Source organism: Paenibacillus sp. Dod16 (assembly GCF_049893405.1).
GTDB lineage: Bacteria > Bacillota > Bacilli > Paenibacillales > Paenibacillaceae > Paenibacillus_AQ.
In genome coordinates this window covers 1-23,035 of record NZ_JBNDYG010000015.1, presented here as the reverse complement: position 1 = coordinate 23,035, position 23,035 = coordinate 1, and the positions used below count along the sequence as shown (strand labels likewise).

Annotated in this window: 18 protein-coding genes and 1 tRNA gene; 17 read left to right on the top strand and 2 right to left on the bottom strand. The window is 47.6% G+C overall.

Translation table 11 applies throughout. The annotated features are described in order from the left end of the window. Window positions 1-10 precede the first annotated feature (10 nt). The 8 genes from ACPV3A_RS12990 (at window position 11) to ACPV3A_RS12955 (ending at window position 12,186) form a co-directional block, all read left to right on the top strand. A complete protein-coding gene (locus tag ACPV3A_RS12990; protein WP_426199889.1) occupies window positions 11-694 on the top strand; it encodes an ABC transporter ATP-binding protein in 684 nt (227 codons plus the stop codon). Then, the gene (locus ACPV3A_RS12985) at window positions 691-3,282 is read left to right on the top strand and encodes an ABC transporter permease (RefSeq protein ID WP_426199888.1); all 2,592 of its coding nucleotides are present in this window, start codon (window positions 691-693) and stop codon (window positions 3,280-3,282) included. The genes ACPV3A_RS12990 and ACPV3A_RS12985 overlap by 4 nt, the downstream gene beginning before the upstream one ends. Before the next feature lie 81 nt (window positions 3,283-3,363). After that, a complete protein-coding gene (locus ACPV3A_RS12980) occupies window positions 3,364-4,797 on the top strand; it encodes a VanZ family protein (RefSeq protein WP_426199887.1) in 1,434 nt (477 codons plus the stop codon). A 295-nt stretch (window positions 4,798-5,092) separates the two neighbouring features. Next, the gene (locus ACPV3A_RS12975; RefSeq protein WP_426199886.1) at window positions 5,093-6,481 is read left to right on the top strand and encodes a transcriptional regulator; all 1,389 of its coding nucleotides are present in this window, start codon (window positions 5,093-5,095) and stop codon (window positions 6,479-6,481) included. A gap of 315 nt (window positions 6,482-6,796) precedes the next feature. Beyond that, on the top strand, window positions 6,797-8,176 hold the full coding sequence (locus ACPV3A_RS12970; protein WP_426199885.1) for a helix-turn-helix domain-containing protein: 1,380 nt from the start codon (window positions 6,797-6,799) through the stop codon (window positions 8,174-8,176). A 166-nt stretch (window positions 8,177-8,342) separates the two neighbouring features. Further along, window positions 8,343-9,572, top strand: a complete 1,230-nt coding sequence (locus ACPV3A_RS12965) for a CynX/NimT family MFS transporter (RefSeq protein WP_426199884.1) — start codon at window positions 8,343-8,345, stop codon at window positions 9,570-9,572. Between the two features lie 284 nt (window positions 9,573-9,856). Further along, a complete protein-coding gene (locus ACPV3A_RS12960) occupies window positions 9,857-11,086 on the top strand; it encodes a chromate transporter (protein WP_426199883.1) in 1,230 nt (409 codons plus the stop codon). Window positions 11,087-11,253: 167 nt separating this feature from the next. Further along, the gene (locus ACPV3A_RS12955; protein WP_426199882.1) at window positions 11,254-12,186 is read left to right on the top strand and encodes an NAD(P)/FAD-dependent oxidoreductase; all 933 of its coding nucleotides are present in this window, start codon (window positions 11,254-11,256) and stop codon (window positions 12,184-12,186) included. A 162-nt stretch (window positions 12,187-12,348) separates the two neighbouring features. Here the strand turns inward: ACPV3A_RS12955 and ACPV3A_RS12950 are convergent, their stop codons facing one another. Then, complete coding sequence (locus ACPV3A_RS12950; protein ID WP_194543461.1) at window positions 12,349-12,648, bottom strand: hypothetical protein; 300 nt, start codon at window positions 12,646-12,648, stop codon at window positions 12,349-12,351. A gap of 153 nt (window positions 12,649-12,801) precedes the next feature. Here ACPV3A_RS12950 and ACPV3A_RS12945 point away from each other — a divergent pair, with 153 nt between their 5' ends. The 8 genes from ACPV3A_RS12945 (at window position 12,802) to ACPV3A_RS12910 (ending at window position 21,562) form a co-directional block, all read left to right on the top strand. Then, on the top strand, window positions 12,802-13,191 hold the full coding sequence (locus ACPV3A_RS12945) for an antibiotic biosynthesis monooxygenase family protein (RefSeq protein ID WP_426199881.1): 390 nt from the start codon (window positions 12,802-12,804) through the stop codon (window positions 13,189-13,191). A gap of 188 nt (window positions 13,192-13,379) precedes the next feature. Continuing rightward, window positions 13,380-14,360: an AAA family ATPase gene (locus tag ACPV3A_RS12940; protein ID WP_194543459.1), complete on the top strand. Its 981-nt coding sequence runs from the start codon at window positions 13,380-13,382 to the stop codon at window positions 14,358-14,360. A gap of 13 nt (window positions 14,361-14,373) precedes the next feature. Next, window positions 14,374-15,480 carry a DUF58 domain-containing protein gene (locus ACPV3A_RS12935; protein ID WP_426199880.1) on the top strand — a complete coding sequence of 369 codons (1,107 nt, stop codon included), beginning with the start codon at window positions 14,374-14,376 and terminating at the stop codon, window positions 15,478-15,480. Further along, window positions 15,477-16,781 (top strand): DUF4129 domain-containing protein, encoded by a 1,305-nt coding sequence (locus tag ACPV3A_RS12930; RefSeq protein WP_426199879.1) that lies wholly within the window; start codon window positions 15,477-15,479, stop codon window positions 16,779-16,781. Before ACPV3A_RS12935 ends, ACPV3A_RS12930 begins: the two co-directional genes overlap by 4 nt. A 12-nt stretch (window positions 16,782-16,793) precedes the next feature. Continuing rightward, the gene (gene pulA, locus ACPV3A_RS12925) at window positions 16,794-18,746 is read left to right on the top strand and encodes a type I pullulanase (RefSeq protein ID WP_426199878.1); all 1,953 of its coding nucleotides are present in this window, start codon (window positions 16,794-16,796) and stop codon (window positions 18,744-18,746) included. A 105-nt stretch (window positions 18,747-18,851) separates the two neighbouring features. Then, window positions 18,852-20,456, top strand: coding sequence for an S-layer homology domain-containing protein (locus ACPV3A_RS12920; protein ID WP_339218210.1), 1,605 nt, complete (start codon window positions 18,852-18,854; stop codon window positions 20,454-20,456). A gap of 132 nt (window positions 20,457-20,588) precedes the next feature. Then, window positions 20,589-21,044 carry a RidA family protein gene (locus ACPV3A_RS12915; protein ID WP_127592381.1) on the top strand — a complete coding sequence of 152 codons (456 nt, stop codon included), beginning with the start codon at window positions 20,589-20,591 and terminating at the stop codon, window positions 21,042-21,044. Window positions 21,045-21,046: 2 nt separating this feature from the next. Beyond that, window positions 21,047-21,562, top strand: a complete 516-nt coding sequence (locus ACPV3A_RS12910; protein WP_426199877.1) for a GNAT family N-acetyltransferase — start codon at window positions 21,047-21,049, stop codon at window positions 21,560-21,562. Window positions 21,563-21,637: 75 nt separating this feature from the next. On the opposite strand, the gene ACPV3A_RS12905 is transcribed toward ACPV3A_RS12910, so the two are convergent. Beyond that, window positions 21,638-22,489, bottom strand: a complete 852-nt coding sequence (locus tag ACPV3A_RS12905; RefSeq protein WP_426199876.1) for an alpha/beta hydrolase family protein — start codon at window positions 22,487-22,489, stop codon at window positions 21,638-21,640. Window positions 22,490-22,685: 196 nt separating this feature from the next. On the opposite strand from ACPV3A_RS12905, the gene ACPV3A_RS12900 reads away from it, so the two are divergent. Continuing rightward, a tRNA-His gene (locus ACPV3A_RS12900) sits at window positions 22,686-22,758 on the top strand. Window positions 22,759-23,035 lie beyond the last annotated feature (277 nt).

Sequence of the window (23,035 nt, the reverse complement as noted above, 5' to 3'; positions counted from 1 at the left end):
AGATATAACAATGGAAATTTTAAAAATCGAGCATTTGTCTAAAATATACGGCACAGGCGAATCGGCGGTAAAGGCGCTTGACGATATTTCATTTTCGGTCCGAAAAGGTGAATTTGTCGCGATCATCGGCCCGTCCGGATCGGGGAAATCCACGCTGCTGCATATGCTGGGCGGTGTGGATCGGCCGACTAGCGGCAAAGTCCTCGTAGAGGGTACGGACATGTATAACTTGGACGAAACGCAGTTGGCCATCTTCAGGCGGAGACAAATCGGCCTGATCTACCAGTTTTTCAATCTGATTCCCGTCCTGACGGTGGAAGAGAATATTACGCTCCCGCTCCTGCTTGATAACCAAAAGGTAGATCAGAAGCAGTTGGATGGTCTGGTGAAGACTCTGAATCTGCAGCATCGTTTAAACCATCTGCCCAATCAATTATCAGGCGGACAACAGCAAAGGGTGTCGATCGGCAGAGCGGTCATTAGTAATCCTGCCATTATGCTGGCGGACGAACCCACCGGGAATTTGGACAGCAAGAATAGCAGCGAGATCATCGACTTATTACAAATGTTGAATAAAACCTATCGCCAGACATTGATCGTGATCACGCATGACGAACGAATCGCTTTGCAAGCGGACAGGGTCATTTCGATTGAGGACGGAAGAATGGCCAAAGACGAGGTGATTCGCCCTTGAATATTGTCAATAAACTTACCGTCAGACATTTGAGGCAAAACAAGAGACGAACGCTTGTAACCATTCTGGGTGTCATGTTGTCAGTTGCCATGGTGACGGCTGTTGCAACGCTTGGTTTTTCTTACTTGGATTTAATGAAAAGGCAAACCATCGCGGATGAAGGGGAATGGCATGTCCTATACCAAGATGTCAACAAGGAACAGCTTGGAGCGATAAAAAACGATGATGCAACCAAGACCCTTACAATCACCAAGGATATTGGCTATGCCCCATTAGAAGGGGGACAAAATACAAATAAGCCGTATTTGTTCATCAAGGCGTACGATGCACAGGGTTTAGCGCAATTTCCAATTGAATTGAGCAAGGGGCGTCTGCCGCAAACAGACAAGGAAGTTGTGATTTCTGAAGCCGTTGCGACAAATGCCAAGGTGAAAAACGAACTCGGAGATCGTCTCACCCTTCGCATCGGCAAACGATTCGAAGTAGGGAACGATCAACCGCTGGATCAAACCGAATCGCTGCGTTTCGTAGATAACGAAAAGAACGAAACGCTGCAAAATATAACGACAAGGGATTACACGGTGGTAGGCTTCATCAAGCATCCCGTATGGGAACCGGCGTGGGCCCCGGGATATACGACCATTAGCTATGTCGATGAAAACCTCATGGGGGCAAACGATCGAGTCCATGCGGCGGTGGTCTTGAAAAAAGTCAATCAGTCCTTATTCGCTCATGCGGCAAATTTGGCAAAGGACAACCATATCGAAACGGTCCAATATCATCACGATTTGCTTCATTATTATGGCGTCTCCAAAAGCGAAGCTTCGTACAGCACGATGTTCTCATTATCGGTGATCCTGATCGCGGTTATTATGATCGGCTCGGTTTCGCTCATCTATAATGCTTTTGCGATTTCCGTCTCGGAACGTTCCCGCCATTTAGGGATGCTGGCAAGCGTGGGGGCTACAAAAAGGCAGAAGAGAAAATCGGTGTTTTTTGAAGGTGTCATTATTGGCTTGATCAGCATTCCTGTTGGAATCCTATGCGGTCTTGCCGGGATCGGCATTACTTTTCAGTTTATTAACGCTACAATACAAGGAGCTTTAGGCATTACTGAAAAGCTAACGGTAATCGTCACGCCGTTATCGCTTTTGATTACCTGCGCTGTTTCGATGTTGACGATTTTCATTTCGACGTATTACCCGGCCGTCAAAGCATCCCGGATTTCCGCCATGGATGCGATACGCCAAACAACCGATGTGAAGCTTACGGGCAAAACCGTGAAAACATCGAAATGGATTCGAAAGCTCTTCGGAATCGAAGCGGAGATCGGATTGAAAAACTTAAAAAGGAACAAGCGGAGGTACCATGCCACCGTATTCTCGCTCGTGATCAGCATCGTTCTGTTTTTAACGGTATCATTTTTTACCAGCAATCTGAAACAATCCTTGGCCATGTCGCAGGAAGGCGTCAATTATGATATTGAGCTATCCTATGGCAATGAAAAAAGAATAGACGATCGGTTGGTTCAATCCATTGCATCCCTTTCGGATGTGTCGGAATACAGCGTGATTCATGAGTTGTACAGGAACGCTTGGATCGAAGAAGCGTCCATCGCCGATGAATTGCAGGAGGCGGTCAAGAAGGATAAGAGCATGCTGAAGGACGGAAAATATCCTTATGATATTAAAATCGCTGCACTAAATGATTCGAACCTGCGGGCTTATGCCAAAGCAGTCGGCGCAGATTACGAGTCACTGACGGATCCGGATCATCCCGCCGCCATCGTGATCGATACGATCGATTATAAAGATATGGATACGGGAAAATATGTCCGAACGAAGGCTATTCATGCGAGTGTCGGGCAAAGTCTCGATTTGACAACGATCCATGAGGAAACGGAGCAAGAGACGGATGTAAGTAAAGTGTACATTGCGGCGTTGACGGATCGATCTTCGATGGGGATGAGCTTAGTCGGAACAGGCGGGCTAAATATAGTCGTTTCGGAACAGGTCCTGAATCAACTGGCAGACGATAAGAGCGGGGAGTTCGTTCAAACCTTTCTCTATCTGAAAAGTGCGGACCCGCTGAAAACGCAGCAGGAAATCGAAGATATGAAAGAGCCTAATCTGTATGCGTATAATGTGTATCAATCCAGAAAACAGGAAGAACAGATGATACTATTGGTGTCCGTCTTTTCTTATGGCTTTATCGTATTAATTTCAGTGATTTCGATTGCGAATATTTTTAATACGATCTCAACGAGCATCTCCCTTCGAAAGCGGGAATTTGCGATGCTGAAATCCGTTGGAATGACGCCAAAAGGCTTTGCGAAAATGATGAACTACGAAAGTGTAGTTTATGGGGCCAAATCACTGCTGTTCGGGCTTCCTATCAGCTTCATCGTGATGTATGGGATCTATAAGGCATTTGCGAACAAATTTAGCTACGGATTCGTCCTTCCCTGGATGAGTATTCTGTCTGTCATTGCGGCCGTATTTGTCATTGTCGGTTCTGCCATGCTATATTCCAGCGCGAAAGTAAAAAAGGATAACATTATCGGCGCGTTAAAGCAGGAGAGTATATAAAAATGACCGACTCTGACTTGAAACTGCAAGGAAAGACAGTGTCAACCATCATTAGAATAAAGTCATAAGGGGGACCTCGTCTTGGGGATTGATGCAATCTATACGAATCTACGTATTTTAATGCTGCCGGTCATCGTAATTATCGGGATCGAATTCGTTCTAATCGGGTTATATTATTATCTTTATTATAGAAAACAACAATCAGAGGGAAAGCCAAGGATTCATATGAAAAAGCTTTTTCTTGGCGCCTTGTTCATCGGATATGTTGTATTTGTGCTTGAGCTAACCATGCTCGGGCGCGGCCATTCTCATTTCTTGCAGATGAATCTCCATCCATTCAGCGATTATATCGAAGCGTGGAACAAATATTCCTTACGTGATCTTCAGAACGGCATATTTAATATCATCATGTTTATCCCGATGGGAATATTGCTGCCCTTCATCAGCCGGAAATTTAAAGCGTTTAAGTGGCTTCTTCTAGTCGTGGTAGGTTCCACGCTCTTTATTGAAACCTATCAGACGCTGTCAGGTGCAGGGCTGTTTGAGCTTGCTGATATTATGAACAACACGCTTGGTGGTATTTTTGGATATCAGTTATACAGACTTGCTGCTTCCATTATTAATAATAAAAGAGTAAAAATGAAAAGTCTGTTGGGAAATCTGGCGATACCTCTAATCATGGGTTTGTTTTTTGTCGGTATGCATATTGTGTATTCCCAACAGGAGTTCGGCAATCTGGCCATAAACTCATATACCCAATGGAATATGACAGATGTTGAAGTGACAACATCCCTTCAGCTAAGCTCGGCACCTGTGGTCGCCCCCGTATACAAGAAAATCACTCAGCGGGATAGTGTAGAAGCCCTGCTGCAGCAAAAGTTAGGATTATCTGTGTTGAAACTTAAGGAGCGAGGCGGCGATCGTGAGGTTCTAATGGAAGACAAATCAGGAACATCATATACATTCTATCAATCCCAAGAGGGGAACTGGTCGTTAACCGAGAACAATTATATACCAGATCGGGCTTCATTCGCTGACCAAGAACCGCTGCTCTCAAAAGCCAAAATCATGATGGCCGATCTTGGCATACTCCCCCAAGAGGCTGATGTTACAGCGTTGGAGGACGGAGAATTTCAATGGACCCTCACGGATAAAGCGGGGTTAACCGAAAGTTACTGGACTGGCGAATTGTTACTCGGTCTTAAACAAGATGGCAGTATCTATTCGATAAATAACGGGATCCAAGAGAATCGATTCATTAAGGAAGTAGATATCCTGTCTCCTGCAGAGGTATATGAGCGTATCAAGGATGGAGAATTTCCTCAAATCAAAAGAAATGCAATATTAAAGCCTGATCAACTCGTCATTAAAAAAGGTGATCAACTAGATATAACAGGAATCGAGCTTACGTTTATATATGACACGAAGGGCTTCTATCAGCCTGTATACAGAGTACACGGTGTATTTAATGGGGATTCGGATTGGTTCACATTAATTCAGGCAAGAAGGAGCTAGAGAGGATATAGTAAGTAGCGGCCCTGACTTGATTGAAGTTAGGGCCGTTAAGGTGTAATCCAACTTTCAAAGCGCTTCCGAAAATTTCGGAGCGCTTTTTCTCATCGTAGTGATCCATATGACGATATATAAATAGTAAAGAAAAGTGCTGAATTTGGCATTTTTAAATTGTATTGGTTATTTTTTGTAAAAAAATGACGTAAATAAGTATTGACCGCTGGAATATTAATCAATATGATTACTGTATAGAGAAATATACTAATATTTGGGTTCGATCCTAGAGGGTGGTGTTAGCTTGGAAAGGACAGCCACGATTCGCGAACAAATGGAAGAGTTTCTACATAAGCACGAAATGACGATTAATCGATTTGCTGAGATATCGGGGGTCAATAGCGGCACACTCAGCAACATTCTGAATGGGAACCGTCCGATTTCCATGCAGCAGTTGGACCGGATTACGTTAGGTATGGGTCTGGAAGAGGGTTATTTTTACGAGCTGTATATAGATGAATGCATCTTTCATGCTACGCCGGATTGGCGTCGGCTGGGTCCGTTTCTTCACCGATGCGCGGAGCTGGGGAAGCTGAATTGTCTGGACAAGGCTGTCCGGATGACGATGGATAATATCTCTTATTCCCCCTTACTCTTTGAAACGGCAGAGCTTTTTTTCAAAGAGGGAAAACATGAGGCGGCTGTACTGCTGTATAAAAGTGTGGCGGAGAGTGAACGATTTCAGCATTCGGAGCGGTTGGCCCTTTGTCAGTATCGGTTGTTTGTATTAGAACTCACAGATGATCAGGATGCAAACTTGCAGGCTGCCGTTTATTTTGAGCCGTTTGTGGATCGTTTAGATGAAATGTATCAGTTGGATGCATTAAGACAATTGATCAATATAAATGTATCGCTAAATCGATGGGATAAAGTTGAAGAATTAGCTAAAAAAATGGGTAGTAAAGCAAAGATTCAGTATCAGAATGATGTGAAAATGTATGATCTAGAGGCAGGAGAGGTGAAACCTTTAATATTCTATATTTTGTACGCTCAATTAATTCAAGCAAATGTTTGTCGAGAAAGAGGAAATTATGAGCAAGGATTATACTATGTATCATTATATATGAATCCTGACTGGGTTACTGAGCCTTCTATAGATGAAATTCGGGTTATCAATCAGTTTAAGGACTGGGGAGAGGCTAATAAATATCTCTACCAGCTTATGGTTGGACAAGTTGAGGTTTTAACTGATTACGTAGAATACATTTCGACTAGAGAAAATGAAATTTTCACTGCACTGTGTAATGTAATGATCGCTGCCAATCGTTTTGACTTGAACGTAGAACAAATATTGGAACGTTTTGAGGTGTATTTAATACTTAAAGATCAATCAAGTAATATAGGCACCATTAATCGACAAGTTAATACTGAAAGATATACCCGACTTTTGTCTGAATTAGGAATATATTATTTGAATTCAAAAAATTACGACAAAGGTTTACAATTTATATTGGAAAGTTTAGACAGATCTATTACAATAAATAGTAACAGGGGTATGCTAAGATGTATGGGATTATTTGAACAGTTTCGCGATTTTTCTTCGTATGAATGTCAGAAACGCTATAAAACTTTAGTAAGTGAGGTGCAGGATTTAAATGAAAAGAAAATTGGCTTGTCTACTAGCTACATTTAGTATTGTAATGCTAATAACATTACCCGTTATTTCAAACAATGCGGATCTGTTAGATCCGACACATCGGGCAACATTATCACATGATCATGGTGTCGGAAGCTAATAAGTTAGGATACAGTGATAATACTGGTACTAAAGATATCTTAAAGAAGATAGTTCCTGAAAAACGAGGGACTATCTTCTTTTTATTAATGTATTTTTCGAATTATAAAAAAAGAGCAATTCATTATCACTATTGACCAAACGAATGTAAAATAATAGCATGTAATTATTTACTATACTAATACTTGGTTTTCCATCTGGGGGTGTTGTTACTTGGAGACGACAGCCACGATTCGCGGAGAAATAGTTAGATATTTGCAGAATCATCATATGACGATCAACCAATTTGCCAGGTTATCGGGCATTAACAGCGGGACACTTAGTAATATCCTGAATGGGAATCGTCCCATGTCCATGCACCAGTTAGACCGGATAACCGAAGGGATGGGTCTGGAAGAGGGGCATTTCTACGAACTTTACATAACGGAAAGCATTTTTCATACGACTCCGGATTGGCGAAGGCTTGGACCTTTTCTTGAGCGATGTGCAGAACTGGATAAATTGGATTGTTTGCATAGAGCTGCACGAATGACGATGGAAAACATTAACTACGCACCGATGCTTTTTGATATGGCGGAGACCTTATTTAACGAGGAGAAGCGTGAAGCCGCAGCTTTGTTATACGAGTGCGTTGCCGAGTGCGAAAAATTTCAGTATTCCGAACGGTTAGCTCTTTGCCAGTATCGACTATTCTTAATCAGGTTAGGTGAGAACCAAGAGGAAAATTTACAAGCAGCTGTATACTTTGAGCCTTATATTGATAGGTTAGATGAAATCTATCAATTGGATGCGTTAGTTAAGCTTATTAATTTAAATATATCTTTGCAGCGAATGGATAAAATCGAAGCTCTAGCCAAAAGAATGGAACATCAAGCCAGAATTCATTATCAGCAAAATAGAGATACGTTTGAATCGCTTGAATTTCCAAAGAGACCTCTTCTTTTTTATTTACTATATTCGTACCTAATTCAGGCATTTGTGTATCAAGAACGAGGTGATTACGATCATGCTTTCCACTATGTATCATTGTATGATAAACCAGATTGGGTAATAAATCCGAGCCAAGAGGAATCTCTGATTTTGGAGCAGTTCAGCGAATGGGCTGAGGCTAATCGATATATGTATGGTTTAATGAGTGGGCAGCCAGGTTCTCTGAATCAGTATGTAGATTATGTTGAATCAAGAAATGATGAGATCTTTCTAGCTCTATGCAATATCATGGTCGCAGCCAATCGTTATCAACTTCAGGTTGATCCAATTTTGGAACGCTTTAAAGAGCATCTGCATTATAGATCGCAGCAAAATCAACTTGGAAAGGTTAGCGATCAGGTCACATTAAACCGATACACCCGCCTCCTCGCCGAGTTAGGGATATACTATTTGAATGCTAAACAGTATGATCGGGGGTTATCCTATATCCTGGACAGCCTCGAGTATTCGATCAGAACCAAAAGTGATAACGGGATGCTGCGGTGCATGGGGATCTTCGAGCAGTTCCGTCAGTACGCATCCGAGGAAATACAGAAACGGTATAATGAATTCATTCGTGATGTCCAAAAGTTATCCGTGTACGCTTGGAGCCCGCTTGTGTAGGGCTCTATACGTGCGTCTACAGGTTAATGTACAACGCTGAATAGGCGACAGACTGGCCCTAAAAGCTGCCATGAAGCTTCCCGAGGCTATAGCCTAATATCCGGGTTTGTGATAAACTCGGATAAGTTTATTTTTACATATCGCTTGAAAGTAAGGAGTTCATGTCATGACATCAAGAACATCAATAGATCAAAACACAACTTCCGCCGGGCGCACATGGATGATGTTTGCAGGTATTATCCTGATTGCCATTAACCTGAGAGCGGCGATTACATCGGTCGGCCCGCTGATCGGGATCATCCGCGACGATACGGGAATCTCGAACACCTTGGCGGGTATGCTCACTACGCTGCCGCTACTAGCCTTTGCTTTATTGTCGCCAATGGCACCGGCCATGGCTAAAAAATGGGGGCTGGAGACTACTCTTTTACTAAGTATGGTGGTGCTGACATTCGGCATCGGCATCCGCTCGATATCATCCCCTTATACGCTGTTAATCGGTACCGCATTTCTCGGAATGGCTATAGCCGTTGGGAACGTGCTGCTTCCAAGTCTGGTCAAGCGGGATTTCCCCCGGCATATCGGATTGATGACGGGGACGTACTCTGCCTCGATGAACCTGCTCGCCGCGATCGCATCCGGGATCAGCGTTCCGCTGGCTACCCAAGCTGGGCTTGGTTGGCAAGGGTCCCTATTAATCTGGGGTTCGTTATCCGTCTTGGCTCTCATCGTATGGATCATCCAGCGCCGGAGCACCGGAAGAACCGCTGAGGTCAGTTCGGCTGCGACCAAACATCAGAGTGTGCTGAGGTCACCGCTTGCTTGGTACATTACTTTATTCATGGGTCTTCAATCGTTTACGTTCTACGTGAACATCTCATGGCTGCCCGAGATTCTGAGAAGCCAAGGCATGGATTATAGTGCCGCGGGCTGGATGCTCTCGATTCTCCAATTTGTCAGCCTGCCATTCTCCTTTATTATTCCTGTTCTGGCTGGCCGGAATCCCAATCAGCGCATGCTGGTGACGATCTCTGCCTTGTCTATGCTGACCGGATATGCAGGCTTATTTTCTGGCCTGACTTCATTAAATCTGCTATGGGTGATGCTGGTAGGTATTTCAGGCGGGGCCAATTTCAGTTTATCCCTGATGTTCTTTACCCTTCGTACGAAATCGGCTCAAGAAGCTGCCGCTTTATCCGGTATGGCCCAGTCGCTGGGTTATTTATTGGCTGCTGTAGGTCCGCTGCTCATCGGATTCCTGCATGATGCAACAGGCGGATGGAAGGTGCCTCTGGCGGTATTATCCGCCATTGTCGTTGTATTGTTCATTTTTGGTTTTGGCGCTGCGAAACCAGGGTATCTGTCCGTGCCGAACGAAACGAAGCCGGAGGCTTAACGTTATACAAGTCACATATAATGGCGCATACATTGAATAGGAACATAAGAGCGATCCATGGACATAAGTTCAGCTGGGTCGTTCTTTTTTTAGTACATATACCGGAATTTCACACGATATCACTCAAAATTCTTTAGATTTTACATAGCGTTTACATAAATGGGTAGATTGATCATGAGAGTTTGGTATACTCTGAAATTTGATAAAGATGACCTGTATACTTAACGGTTAACGGGTTTACGATTTCTATTACAAGACACCAAGCATATGGGGAGCGATGAATATTGAATCCGGAGACAGACAAAGAACAAGTTCAAGCTCAAGTTGGCAATAGGCAGCACTCTGGCAAGTGGCGTGCCCTCGGCGAAACCTGGTGGACCGCTCTGCAACTGGGGCTCACATCGTTTGGCGGACCGATCGCACATCTTGGATACTTCCACCAGACTTATGTGCGCCGCAAGCAATGGTTGGACGAAAAAAGCTATGCGGATCTGGTGGCCCTGGCCCAATTTCTTCCCGGACCCGCCAGCAGCCAGGTGGGTATTGGTGTTGGGATGATGCGAGCGGGCATCTGGGGCGGCATCGTCGCCTGGCTTGGCTTCACATTACCGTCCGTGCTCATGCTTATGATCTTCGCCTATTTGATGCAAACCTTCGATCCCGGCTCGGCAGGCTGGATTCAAGGGCTGAAAATTGTCGCAGTGGCCATCGTGGCGCAGGCGGTTCTGGGTATGGCAGGAAAGCTGGCCTCAGGCCCTGTAAGGGCGGCTATAGCGTTAATAGCCATGGCAGTCGTTCTGCTGTGGCAGAGTCCCATTTCTCAAGTGACGGTCATCGCTCTTGCCGGCTTATCGGGACTGTGGTTATTCAAGCGTCAAGCGAACGAAGAAGCAGTACCCGAGATAAAGATGCCGATCGGACGGAGAGCCGGACTCTTTTGCTTGGGCCTGTTTGTTGTGTTATTAGTGGGTCTGCCGCTCCTTAAAGGGCTGACCGATAATGGTTGGGTAGCCATTGTTGACAGCTTCTACCGAGCCGGATCGCTTGTATTCGGCGGAGGACACGTCGTTCTCCCGCTGCTGGAGAGTGAGACGGTGCTGAACGGATGGATGTCTAAAGAGGATTTCCTGACGGGTTACGGAGCAACACAGGCAGTACCCGGTCCGTTATTTACTTTTGCCGCTTACCTCGGGGTCTTGATTCAGGGGATTCCTGGAGGTGTCGTGGCTACACTGGCTATCTTTTTGCCTGGATTTCTGCTTATCGTAGGGGCCATGCCTTTCTGGAACAGCATCCGCAGAAACCCTAAGCTGCAAGGCTTGCTGACAGGCATGAATGCGGCAGTGGTCGGGATTCTGCTGGCTGCTCTGTACCATCCCATATGGACATCCTCCATCCACAGTCCGCTTGAATTTGTGATCGGCGCGGGGCTGTTCGGGATGCTGATGTTCTGGAAGAGCCCTCCGTGGCTTGTTGTGATTGCCGGTGCATTAGCCGGACAGCTTCTCCTGTAATTCATTGGTTTGGACCTCGGCGCTGTGTGCCGGGGTCTATTTGATTTTTAGGAGTAAATCACGGCAGATTGGTTAAATATTTAGGGTGTACCTCTCTTCTTGAAGTATATCTTGAAGCAAAGAGTTCTTGCGCTTAATTCGATATAGAAATGAGTGGATAAACCTACATGTTGGATACCGAAGTGAAGGATTGCATTATCATTGGCGGCGGAATTGCAGGTCTGCAGGCGGCTATACAGCTGGGGCGGTATTCTGCCTATGATGTCCTGGTGATCGACCGGGGAACGGGGCGGTCCACCATCTGCAAGAGTTACCGCAATATCCTTGGATGGCCAGATGGGGTCTCTGGTGAAGAGCTCAGGGGGCGGGGGCGCCTGCAGGCGGAATCTGTCGGCGTTACGTTTGCAGCCGATGATATCTGGAAGGCGGAACGGGATGAATCGGAGTATTTTGTGTTAACTGGTAAAGATGGAGTTCATTACAGGGCCAAAACCTTGCTGCTCGCAACAGGCGTGATGGACCGTTTTCCCGAGCTGCCAGGCCTGATGTCCACGCTGGGCACATCCGTCTTTGTATGTCCTGATTGCGATGGTTATGAAATTCAGGATCGCAAGACCGTCGTAATGGGATCAGGTGATTCCGGTGCCAGTATGGCTGTGCTGCTATCGGAGCGAACCCAGGATATCATTTACATCAATCATGAGGGGGAGCCGGCTTCTTCCGAGCATATGTCCCAATTGGCGGAGCTCGGGATTCCGTATATAGAGAAAAAGGTGTCGGAAATTCGTGAGGAAGGCGGCATCCTATCGGCCGTTGTGTTGGAGGATGGGAGCATCGTGCCTGCGGAGCGGGGGTTCCTATCTTTTGGCGGGAATATGATCCATTCCGAATTGGCCGAGCAGTTGGGGGCAGAGCTGGAGCACAACCGTCATGTCAAGACCGATCCAAGGTCCAAAATGACGAGTGTCGAGTCACTTTGGGCCGCGGGTGACCTGGGCGTCCATTCCGAATTAACCACCGTGGCGATGGGGGAAGGCGCAATGGCTGCGATCTGGATTAACAAGACTCTGAAGAAGATGACTAGCGGAGCCGTTACATGAGGATGTTATAGAAATAGATCAGAACAATCCGAAAATCTCGGTACGAACCAGTCGATGCAGTAGTATTTAAAAAAACCGCCTGTTCAATTACGGCAAGTAGTGAGAATGGCCGTGGATCAAGGCGGGTTTTGTTGTCTTCTGAGAAAATAAACCGATCCGCGTTTACAGACCGAAGCGGGTGATATGATCTTCGAGGTTATACTTTTGCAGTAATTCGGTTTGCTTGGGACCGATCAGATCAAAATGCGGGTAAGGCAGACGGTAATGGATATATTCCGGATTAAGTCCGTTGGATACACACCAGTCTTCCAGGCGCTGGATGTTCGAGCATCCTACTTTGGTTACGGTATTAAACTCCGGAAACCGTTTGTCGAACCAATAATGGGTCAAAAAAGCGATGTCTCCTTGTGCAACCTTCTGCTTCCATTGCTGCAATTCCTGTCTCGAGATGCCGAATGCCATGTTTGTCTCATCCTTATAAGTGTATTCATGCTTCTCATTATATCAGCATATACTTGACTGCACCTACTTGTTTGTTTTCCTAGGATGACGCTGCTATATACAAGCGTTACATTTTACCGTTGATCGGATGGATATCGAAGAGGGGGATACGATATGATACTGGAATCAGCGATACTTTATATCAAACCGGGGCTGGCAAGCGAGTTTGAAAGTGCCTTTCGGGAAACTTCCGGCGTTCTGTTATCGAAAAAGGGATACGTAAGCCATGAGCTTAACAAGTGCGTGGAGAACCGGGATGAATATATATTCCTTGTCCGCTGGAGCGGCATTAAGGATCATCTGATCGGCTTCCGCGGGCATCCGGACTATAAGCTGTGGAATGCGTCCCTGGAGCCGTTTTATGCCCGGCCGCCTGAGGTTAAGCATTATATCGATATCCGGATCGATCGTCGCGAGCAGGCTGAAGCGGAGCTGACCAAACTATTGATTCCAGAAAGCAGGACGGATTCGACTTCTTCACAGGAAGAAAGGACGGCAGAATAATCAGATTTTTAAATATCGGATGATCCGTCCATAGGGTGCACTTTCGGAAGCTGTCCTTGGACAGCTTCTTGCCGCATTTGAAAGGACGGGGGAGCCGAATATCCGGCAATCGCTCTTATTTTGCCCCGAGTAACAGGAATTATGGGTTGTGATGACGAACTTTGTTGTAAAGTTAAACTACATAAGGAGTGGTTACAATTACTATAGATTATCATGGCGTTCGCCGTCTTGCCGACGACATTCGAGCAAACGTTTCCAAAGTTATGGTAGGTAAAGAGCAGCTGATTGACAGACTGTTTATTGCCATGGTCACTTCTGGTCATGTTCTGTTGGAGGATGTGCCGGGTACAGGCAAGACATTGCTGGCCAAATCCATCTCGAAGTCGATTGATTGCACGTTTAAGAGAGTACAGTTCACGCCGGATTTGCTGCCGTCGGATCTGAGCGGCATCTACTTCTATAATCAACAATCCGCGACGTTTGAATTCCGTCCGGGTCCTCTGTTCACGAATATCCTTCTAGCCGATGAAATCAACCGGGCGACACCTCGTACGCAGTCCAGTTTATTGGAGTGCATGGAGGAACGCCAGATCAGCATTGACGGAGTAACCCATCAGCTGAAAGAGCCGTTTTTGGTGATCGCGACGCAAAATCCGCTGGAACAGCAAGGAACGTTTCCGCTGCCGGAGGCACAGCTGGACCGCTTTCTGTTTAAACTGAATATGGGATACCCTACCTCAGAGGAAAGCGTGAATATTCTGAAGCGATTTAAAGATGATCAACCCTTGGAGTCCCTAATGGCGATTGCAACGTCTGAGCGGATCGTACAAGCCAGACATATCGTCAGCAAAGTACATGTCAGTGATGTGATGTTATCCTATATCGTTGCGCTTTCCGAGCATTCAAGACGGGATGAGGCGGTTGCCTCGGGCGTAAGCCCAAGGGGCTGCCAAGCCTTATTGAAGGCGGTGCAAGTACAAGCCGTCCTGAAGGGCAGGGAGTTTGTTACCCCTGATGATGTGAAGGAATTGGCTGTGCCGACATGGGCGCATCGGCTGAAGCTTCGAGGGACGCTTCACAGCCGCGGCGGTGCGGCCGCGGCGGAAGAAGTGATCGAACGGCTGCTGCAGCAGGTTCCCGTACCGACAGAAGAAGGCATTTCGTCGTAGGGGGCGGATGGCGATGGGAGCCTATTGGATATTGTTAATCGCCGCTGTGGTCATCGTTGTGCAGGCCAAGATTTTCAAACGGACGGCACTCAAAAAGCTGAACTACAGCCGTTCCTTCAAGGTGTCGACCTGCTATGAGGGAGATTCCGTGGAATTGATCGAAATCATTGAGAACCGCAAAGCGCTGCCTGTGCCCTGGTTAAGAGTAGAATCCCAATTCCGCTCGGGGCTGGCATTTGATAATCAATTGAACCTGGATATCAGTGAGGGGCAATTCAATCAGAACCACAAGAGCTTCTTCAGTCTTCTGCCATGGACCAAGATCCTTCGCAGACATCGGATTACCGCTAAGCGCAGAGGTCTGTACAAGCTGGGTACGGTATCGATGACGACGGGGGATCTGGTCGGAATGGAGTCGATTGTCCAGAGCAAGACGTTGTCCGGTGGCATTATCGTGTACCCGATGCCGATGGATGTGACGGACATGGCCCTCCCGGTCCAGACCTGGATGGGCGAAATGCTGGTGCGAAGATGGATCTTGGAGGATCCTTTCCTGATATCAGGCGTACGCGAATATCGGGACGGCGATCCGCTGAAGGATATTCAATGGAAAGCGACCGCACGGACGGGCATCTTGCAGGTCCACAGGCGGGATACCACAGCGGACAGCCGACTCTTGATCTATCTGAATATAGAGGATCATGAGCAGATGTGGAGCAAAGCGACGCGGCCCGAGCCGATCGAGTATGGCATCCGACTAGCAGCGGGCATTACAGCTCATTTATTATCGCAGGGCATGGAGATCGGAATGGGAACAAACGGAACGCTTGGCGAGGATTCAACCGATGAAGCATTCGTCCCGGTTGCAGGCGGCATGACACAGCAGCATCTGATATTTGAAATGCTGGCGAGACTGGAGCTGACCCGAAAGGCTTCTTTTCATGATTATCTGGCCTCTGAACTGTCCCGGCATGAAGAGGCTAGAGATATCCTCATTCTAAGCACTTACGTCAGTCCCAGGCTGGAAGAGATGTTTCAGCGTTTTCGGGACCATGGGCACACGATTCAGGTATTTCCTCTCGGTGAAGCGCCGTCTCCTGCGAAGGAGGTGTCTGCATGACCTCTCGAGACACTGGATTTATAAAAACGTTCTTGCAGGGATTCGTGGAATGCGTGCTCTATTTTCCGGTACTCTTTATTCCGGCGTTCTATCTGCTGCCTGAATCGCACCGATGGGTATGGCCTGCCCTAGTATTAGGCGGGTACTTACTTGGCTACACAGGTGCGCGATGGTTCAAGCTGGATCGACAGTTTAAGGCAACCTTATGGGCGTGCCTGGTTTCCATTACGGCAGCCATCGCCTTTGTAGGCGTAGATATCACCCTTGCTTATTTCATCCCCCTTATATTTATTGCCAGTTATCGCGGCAGCCGAATGGAGCAGGCAAGCTGGAATCTGATGTTTCCGGGGACGTATTTCTTAATAGGATTGATTTTGTTCGGGGTCAGCAGTTTTATATTAAGTTTTATGGATTCATTCCAAGGTGGTATATCCTCTCTGACCTGGATGGGGGCAGCGGCGTTAGGATTAACCCTGTTGCTTGTCAATCGGCAGTTGGTGTTGGATGAAACACTGCCAGGCAATGATCAGCCCGTGTTGGAACGCCGGGTTCTGCGTTACAATCGCTGGTTTATCCTCGTATTGCTGCTTCTGGTTGCGGTGGTCGCCTTCTTGCCGCAGCTGCAGCAATGGGTCTCTGATATGGCGAGAGGGATCGCTGCATGGATCTCCGGATGGTTCAGCTCCGGTGCGGAGCAGACTCCGGAACCGCCTTCGTCGTCGGAGCCTCCTCCCGAAATGTCGTTTCTTGATGAAGAAACCAAGCCGCAGAGCCCATGGATGAAAGTATTGGAGCAAGTGCTGATCTATGGCGTGTTCACCGTTATAGGGATCGGGATGATGTATGTTCTGTTCAGGTTTGGCAAAGTCCTGCCTAAACTATATAGAAGATTCTCTGCATGGATGAACAGGATGATGAACAGACAGAACGTTCAGCCCTCGTTAGGTTATGAGGATGAAGTGGAGAATATTGAACATGACCCGGCATCCAAACGACTAAAACGGATGTTGTCCGGTATTCGTATCGGCGGAAAGTTTCGGGCGGGAGAAGGATCGGAGCATTTGAACGAGAAAATTCGCCGAATGTATCGGATGATACTTTCCCGAAGCATCAGGGAAGGCTATAATTGGAAAGCATCGCTAACGCCGCGGGAAACCGAAAGCGATCTTAAGGAATGGAATGGAAGGAAGGATCGTATTCCACAATCCTTGATTGAGCTTTACGAGGAAGCCCGATATGGTAACCGTACCATTACGGAGGAAGAAGTTGAACGGATACAATTGGATAGGAAGCATACATGAGGAGTGAACATCTTGTCGGTACAAAAAGAAAGCAACGCTGTTATTCACTACGGAGATCCCGCGGTCACCGGGGGAGTCTCCGTCTTTGATAAAGAATTTGACAAGCTATTTTATTATGATGGAACGGATCTGGGTTTAACCTACCAACCTGAAGAGTCCACGTTTCGACTGTGGGCACCGACGGCAAGCGAGGCATACGTTCTGCTGTATCCGGATTGGCAGGCAGCAGAAGCCCGGCGTTTCGCGATGACTCGTGATGTGAAGGGAACTTGGCTGCTGAAAGTAGGAGAGAATCTTCAAGGCAAGTTCTACACCTACCAGGTCCTTATCGGGGATCAATGGAACGAAGCTGTCGACCCTTATGCTGGCGCCGTAGGCGTCAATGGGGACCGTGCTTACATCTTGGACATGGCCTCGACCGATCCTAAGCACTGGACAGAAGACAAACCGCCGCTTCATAGTCCTCTAGATGCCGTGATCTATGAGCTGCATGTTCGTGATTACACCATTCATCAAGGCAGCGGAGTGAAACATAAAGGCAAGTTTAAAGGTCTGGCGGAGACAGGTACCCGAGGTCCCGGAGGGATTCGTACAGGGCTTGATCATATTGTTGAGCTTGGGGCTACGCATGTAGAGCTGCTCCCGATCTACGATTTTGCGACGGAAAGCGTGGATGAAACCAGGCTTCATGAGCCGCAGTACAATTGGGGATACGACCCGAAGAACTACAATGCTCCCGAGGGCTCGTATTCTACGGATCCGTATGTGCCGGAGGTTCGGATTCGTGAATTGAAGGAGTTGATTCAGACATTCCACGATCAAGGCCTACGGGTCATCATGGATGTGGTGTATAACCATGTATATGACGGGTATCTGGTCAATTTCACGAAGCTGGTCCCCGGATATTACCTGCGTTATACGAAGGACGGCAAATTTTCCAACGGATCCGGGTGCGGTAACGACACGGCATCCGAGCGTCCGATGATGCGGAAATTCATTGTGGAATCCGTTCTGCATTGGGTGAAGGAGTACCGGGTTGACGGTTTCCGATTCGATCTGATGGGATTGCTGGATGTGGAGACGATGAATGAAATCCGGACGCGCTTGGATGAGATGGATCCGTCGATCATCACGATCGGCGAAGGCTGGGTCATGAATACCGAGCTGGATGAGAAGAAGCGAGCGAATCAGCAGCAAGCAGCCGTGATGCCGCGTATCGCTCACTTTAACGACGGATTCCGCGATGCCGTTAAAGGAGATATTTTTCATTTTGAATATAAGGGCTTTGTGAGCGGCGGCAGTGGATTACTTCATAAAGTGAAGCAAGGCATCGTGGGCGGCATTCCGTATTCCAAAGATATTAAGGCGTTTGCTACTGAACCGGATCAGTGCGTAAATTACGTGGAATGTCATGATAACCATACCCTATGGGACAAAATTATGCTGTCGACCAAAGGGGAAAATGATGCGACACGCCGTTATATGCACCGGCTGTCATCGGCCATGATCCTAACCAGTCAAGGAATCCCTTTCCTGCACGCCGGCCAAGAGTATTACCGCTCCAAGAACGGAGTGGAGAACAGTTATAACGCTAGTGATGAAGTGAATCGGCTGGACTGGGGTATGGCATCGGAGCACCAGGATGGAGTGAAATACATTCAACGGCTCGTTCAGCTCCGGAAGAATCATCCGGCATTCAGATTGAGGGATGCTGCGTCGATTCGTAAGCATCTTCGGTTTGAACCATGTCCTGAGCATGCTGTCGCTTTCACGCTTCGTGATCATGCGGGCGGGGATCCAGAGAAACATATCTATGTGCTCTATTATGCCGGACGGAAAGAGTCCTCCCTTGCTTTACCTGAGCTGGGCGAATGGAAGATTCTGCTTGGCGAAGAGCATATTACGCGTTTAACCCGGGATTCCCTTGTTGTAGAAGGGATCGGTGCGGTTATCTTATCCTGTTAAATCTATACCGGCAGTGAATATTACCAAGAAATGAATAATGCCTGATTCTATGATCATCTGATATGCTGATGGTATCAGATGATAGAATAGAATCGAGGCGTCCCTTTGAAAAAATATTTCCTGTCACTTTGTTTGCTGCTGTCATTTTCATCGCTTTTTGGCCATCTACAGGCATCCGCGGCTCAAGCTCCTAGTCCGACCGGTTTTCACGATATCTCGGCAAGCTTTGCCAAAGACGCGATCCAGCGTCTGGCCAAGAGAGGTATCGTAAGCGGGGATGGCACAGGAGCTTTTTTGCCGCGAAATCCGGTTACCCGGGCCGAATTCATTGCCATGATTGCCAGAATGCTCAAGCTGGAGCCTGTTCCAAACGATTTGTCCGCGTTTCGGGATGTTTCCAAATCCGCATGGTATTATGGCTGGGTTCACGCGGGACTTAATTTATCCATTGTTGAGGGGAATGGTTACCGGTTCTACCCGAATGCTTCCATAACAAGGCAAGAGGCTGCCGTGATGGTGATTCGTGCTATGAAAGAAAATGGATACTATAACGGAAATACGACCAACTACTATACGGATTCTGCTTCCATCGCGGAATGGGCTTGGAATGCGGTGGGTAAAGCGACGGATACAGGCTGGCTGCAGGGAAGCAAGGGACAGTTCAGACCCCAGGACGCAATCACCCGGGAAGAGACGGCAATGCTGCTGGACCGGGTCTTGCAGTCAGGAAATGTGCTGACCCAGATTAACCTTCAAACTCCTGCAAATGTTCATATGGGCTGGTTGTATAATGGTACGACCCAGCAATACATCACCTATGCCAAACGGGCCGGCTTGAATGTTCTGGTACCGCGCTGGTACTACATGGAGGCAAACGGCAAGGTGACGGACCATACCGACAAGGAGCTGTTGAATTGGGCTCACAACAACAGTCGGCAGGTGTGGGCTATGGTGGGAAACCGCGGGAATGCGGAAGGAACTCACCAAGTACTGAGCAGCGCTCAGTCCCGGAAGTCTGTCGTTGACCGTATTGCAGCGAATGTATCCCGGTATCGATTGGACGGGATCAATATTGATTTTGAGAACGTCATGCCGCAGGATCGCCAGAATCTGACGGCCTTTATCACGCAATTATCCATAGAGATGAGGCGGCTCGGAGCCAAGCTATCCATCGATGTTTCACCTGATCTGAATACGGATTGGACGGCTGCATTCGATTACGCAGCTCTTGGCACACAAGTGGACTATATGGTACTCATGAGTTATGACCAGCACTGGGGCGGTTCACCCAAAGCGGGCTCCGTTTCCTCGCTCCCTTGGAGCGAATCTGGACTGAGCAAGCTGCTGACCCAAGTTCCGGCGAAGAAGAGCATCATCGCGTATCCGCTGTACACGAGGGATTGGAAGATCGCTTCCTCGGTGTCCTCGCAAGACATTACATTGGCTGAGCAGGGACATCGCATACGCCTGAACAAAGCTTCATTCACATGGAATAAGAGCGTGGCGCAGTATGAAGCAGCTTATAACAGCGGCGGCATTCCGCATCGCATATGGACCGAGGAATCCCGTTCTTTATCGATGAAACATCTCATGGCCGCCAAATATCAGATTGCCGGTTATGCCTACTGGTATCCGGGCGCCGAGACGACGGACGTATGGCAGGCCATTCATAACGCGGAGCGTTATGCATCTTATTCGTTCCGGATCTAAACATCAGACATGTTGTTGAATTCAAGACCAGCCTCGATGCGTGTGGTTGGTCTTTTTTTACTTGTAAATGGGCCATTCCGTGATACAATAGTTGAAATTTAGATAGAATATTTTTCCTGTAGGAGTGATCACATGACCGTTCATGCCGAGGAACGTCTGGAGCAGCTGGGTATCAGCCTGCCTAAAGCAGGCTCGCCAGCAGCCAAGTATGCCAACTATGTCATCGTTAACGGGTTGATGTATGTTTCAGGCAAGGGTCCCTCAGGACAGCCGAGAGGGAAGCTCGGAGAGCATTACACAACAGAGCAGGGGTATGAATATGCCCGTCTGACCGGGATTGAAGTTCTGGCCGTATTAAGGGAAGGGCTGGGATCACTTGATAAAGTGAAGCGCGTGGTCAAGGTGCAAGGCTTCGTTAACGCAACAACCGACTATGAGGAGCATCATAAGGTGTTGAATGGATTCTCGGACTTGATGCTTGAGGTGTTCGGGGATCAAGGAATTCACGCCAGATCCGTATTCGGAGCCGTATCCTTACGGGATCAGCTGCCCGTCATTGTAGATTCGATCTTTCAAGTGGAGGAATAGGCATGGGACTCGTATTAAGGGAGCTGCAGGTGCTGGAGGATGAAAGTCTGCTGTTCATGGTCCAGGAAATCGGCCAGGGCGGGAACGGATTCGTTAATGGTCTAAAAAGCGGGAGCATGGAAGAGTTCGCTTCCAAGGTGCAGCGCAATTACGAAATGGCGAGAGGCATCGATCTGCCGGAGCAGTATGTTCCCCAGACGATATATTGGTTATACGATAACGACAAGCCCATAGGATATGGTAAGCTGAGACATCGCTTGAATGACAATCTGCTAGAGCTAGGGGGACATATCGGGTATGTCATCCGGCCGTCGGAGCGTAGGAAAGGATATGGCAAGCGGCTGTTGGCGGAATTGGTCAAGAAGGCCAATGAGAAGAACATAAGCCGGGTCCTTCTGACCTGCGATGAATCCAATCTGGCTTCCCGCTGCATCATTGAATCGAATCACGGTGAGTTAAGTTCCATTACGAACGGGACGTGTAAATACTGGATTGAGACGGCTGCTGGGCACAACTAGGCGGAAGAAATGCCAAACAAATCATGTGCTTGGAGAGAGACAAGAAGAAGTTGAGGAGCGCTCCTCAACTTCTTCTTATTTCTTCAACCAGTCGAACATCCGGTTGATCGCCGCTGCATGCTGCGGTGGCGGGAAGTGATGTCCAAGCCCTTCGTACAGATGCGCTTCCGGCTGGTGCCCCTGTTCTTGAAGCTTGTCCAGCATCCGGTAACTATGCTCCACCAGGACTTGCTCGTCCCGCGTCCCATGGACAAGCAGGACGGGACATCGGATACGGTCTGCATAATGGATCGGCGATCGAAGAAGATACTGCTCAGGTACTTTGGCAGGCGTTCCGCCAATGACGCGTTTCATCATTCTGCGCAGATCTATCCGTTCTTCGTAGGTTTGTGCCAGATCGGAGACGCCGCTCCAGAGAATCATTTTGGATACATGTGGTGACAGAGCGGCTGCCACGGCAGCATTGATCGCACCGCGGGAAAAGCCCAACAGATGAATACGACGGTTATCTATCCAGGAAATGCTCGATAGCCATTCAATTGCGGAGATCACATCCATCGTATCGGCACCGCCGAATTCATCCCTGCCCTCGCTGCCTTCATTTCCGCGATAGGCCGGAGCAAACACGGCATATCCTTGCGCAGCGAATTCTTCAACCCACTTCAACCTTACAGCGCCAACCCGTCCAATGCCGCCGCGGCAATACAGGACCAAAGGAAGCTTAGGCTCAGTCACTGGCTTAGGTGGTTCGTGTGAAACAGGATCCAAGTTTAAGGAGCATGCCAGCGTGCCGGTTATTGTAACGCCGTGAATTGCGTTGAACGCTTTGGACATCTCATGGGCGACAGAACGGGGCAGTTGCGGCGGCAGACCAAGATACCCCTTGATATGCAATCCCTCCGAGACATAGTCAATATGATAGATCATCGCTGTGCTTCCTCCCGTGCCTTATATCATCATGTTGTATCGAATAAGGGCGCTATTATCTGATAGTTGGAATCAAGTAAGTATAGTATGTTCTTTCCGTTGAAATCAAGAATGGGATGTAAGAAATTACAATTTGCCAAATAGCTAAATATCTGATAAATTATTATCTCGGGCATATGAAATGCTCAATATCATGGCGGTCGTGGCGAAGGGGTTAACGCACCGGATTGTGGCTCCGGCATTCGTGGGTTCAAGTCCCATCGATCGCCCTCAAAGTAAGTATACATAAGGAGAAGGAGAGCCGAGAGGCTCTCTTCAGGCTGTCGAGAAAGTCTCGACAGCTATTTTTTGCGTATTTAATTCAACACGACACCGCGTTAATATTGTATAATATTTGTAAATAAACCGTTCGGAAGGGTGTTAAATATGTTGCGTTCTAACCGAGAAAAACAGCAGGCTTACGATATTGTATAATATTTGTAAATAAACCGTTCGGAAGGGTGTTAAATATGTTGCGTTCTAACCGAGAAAAACAGCAGGCTTACG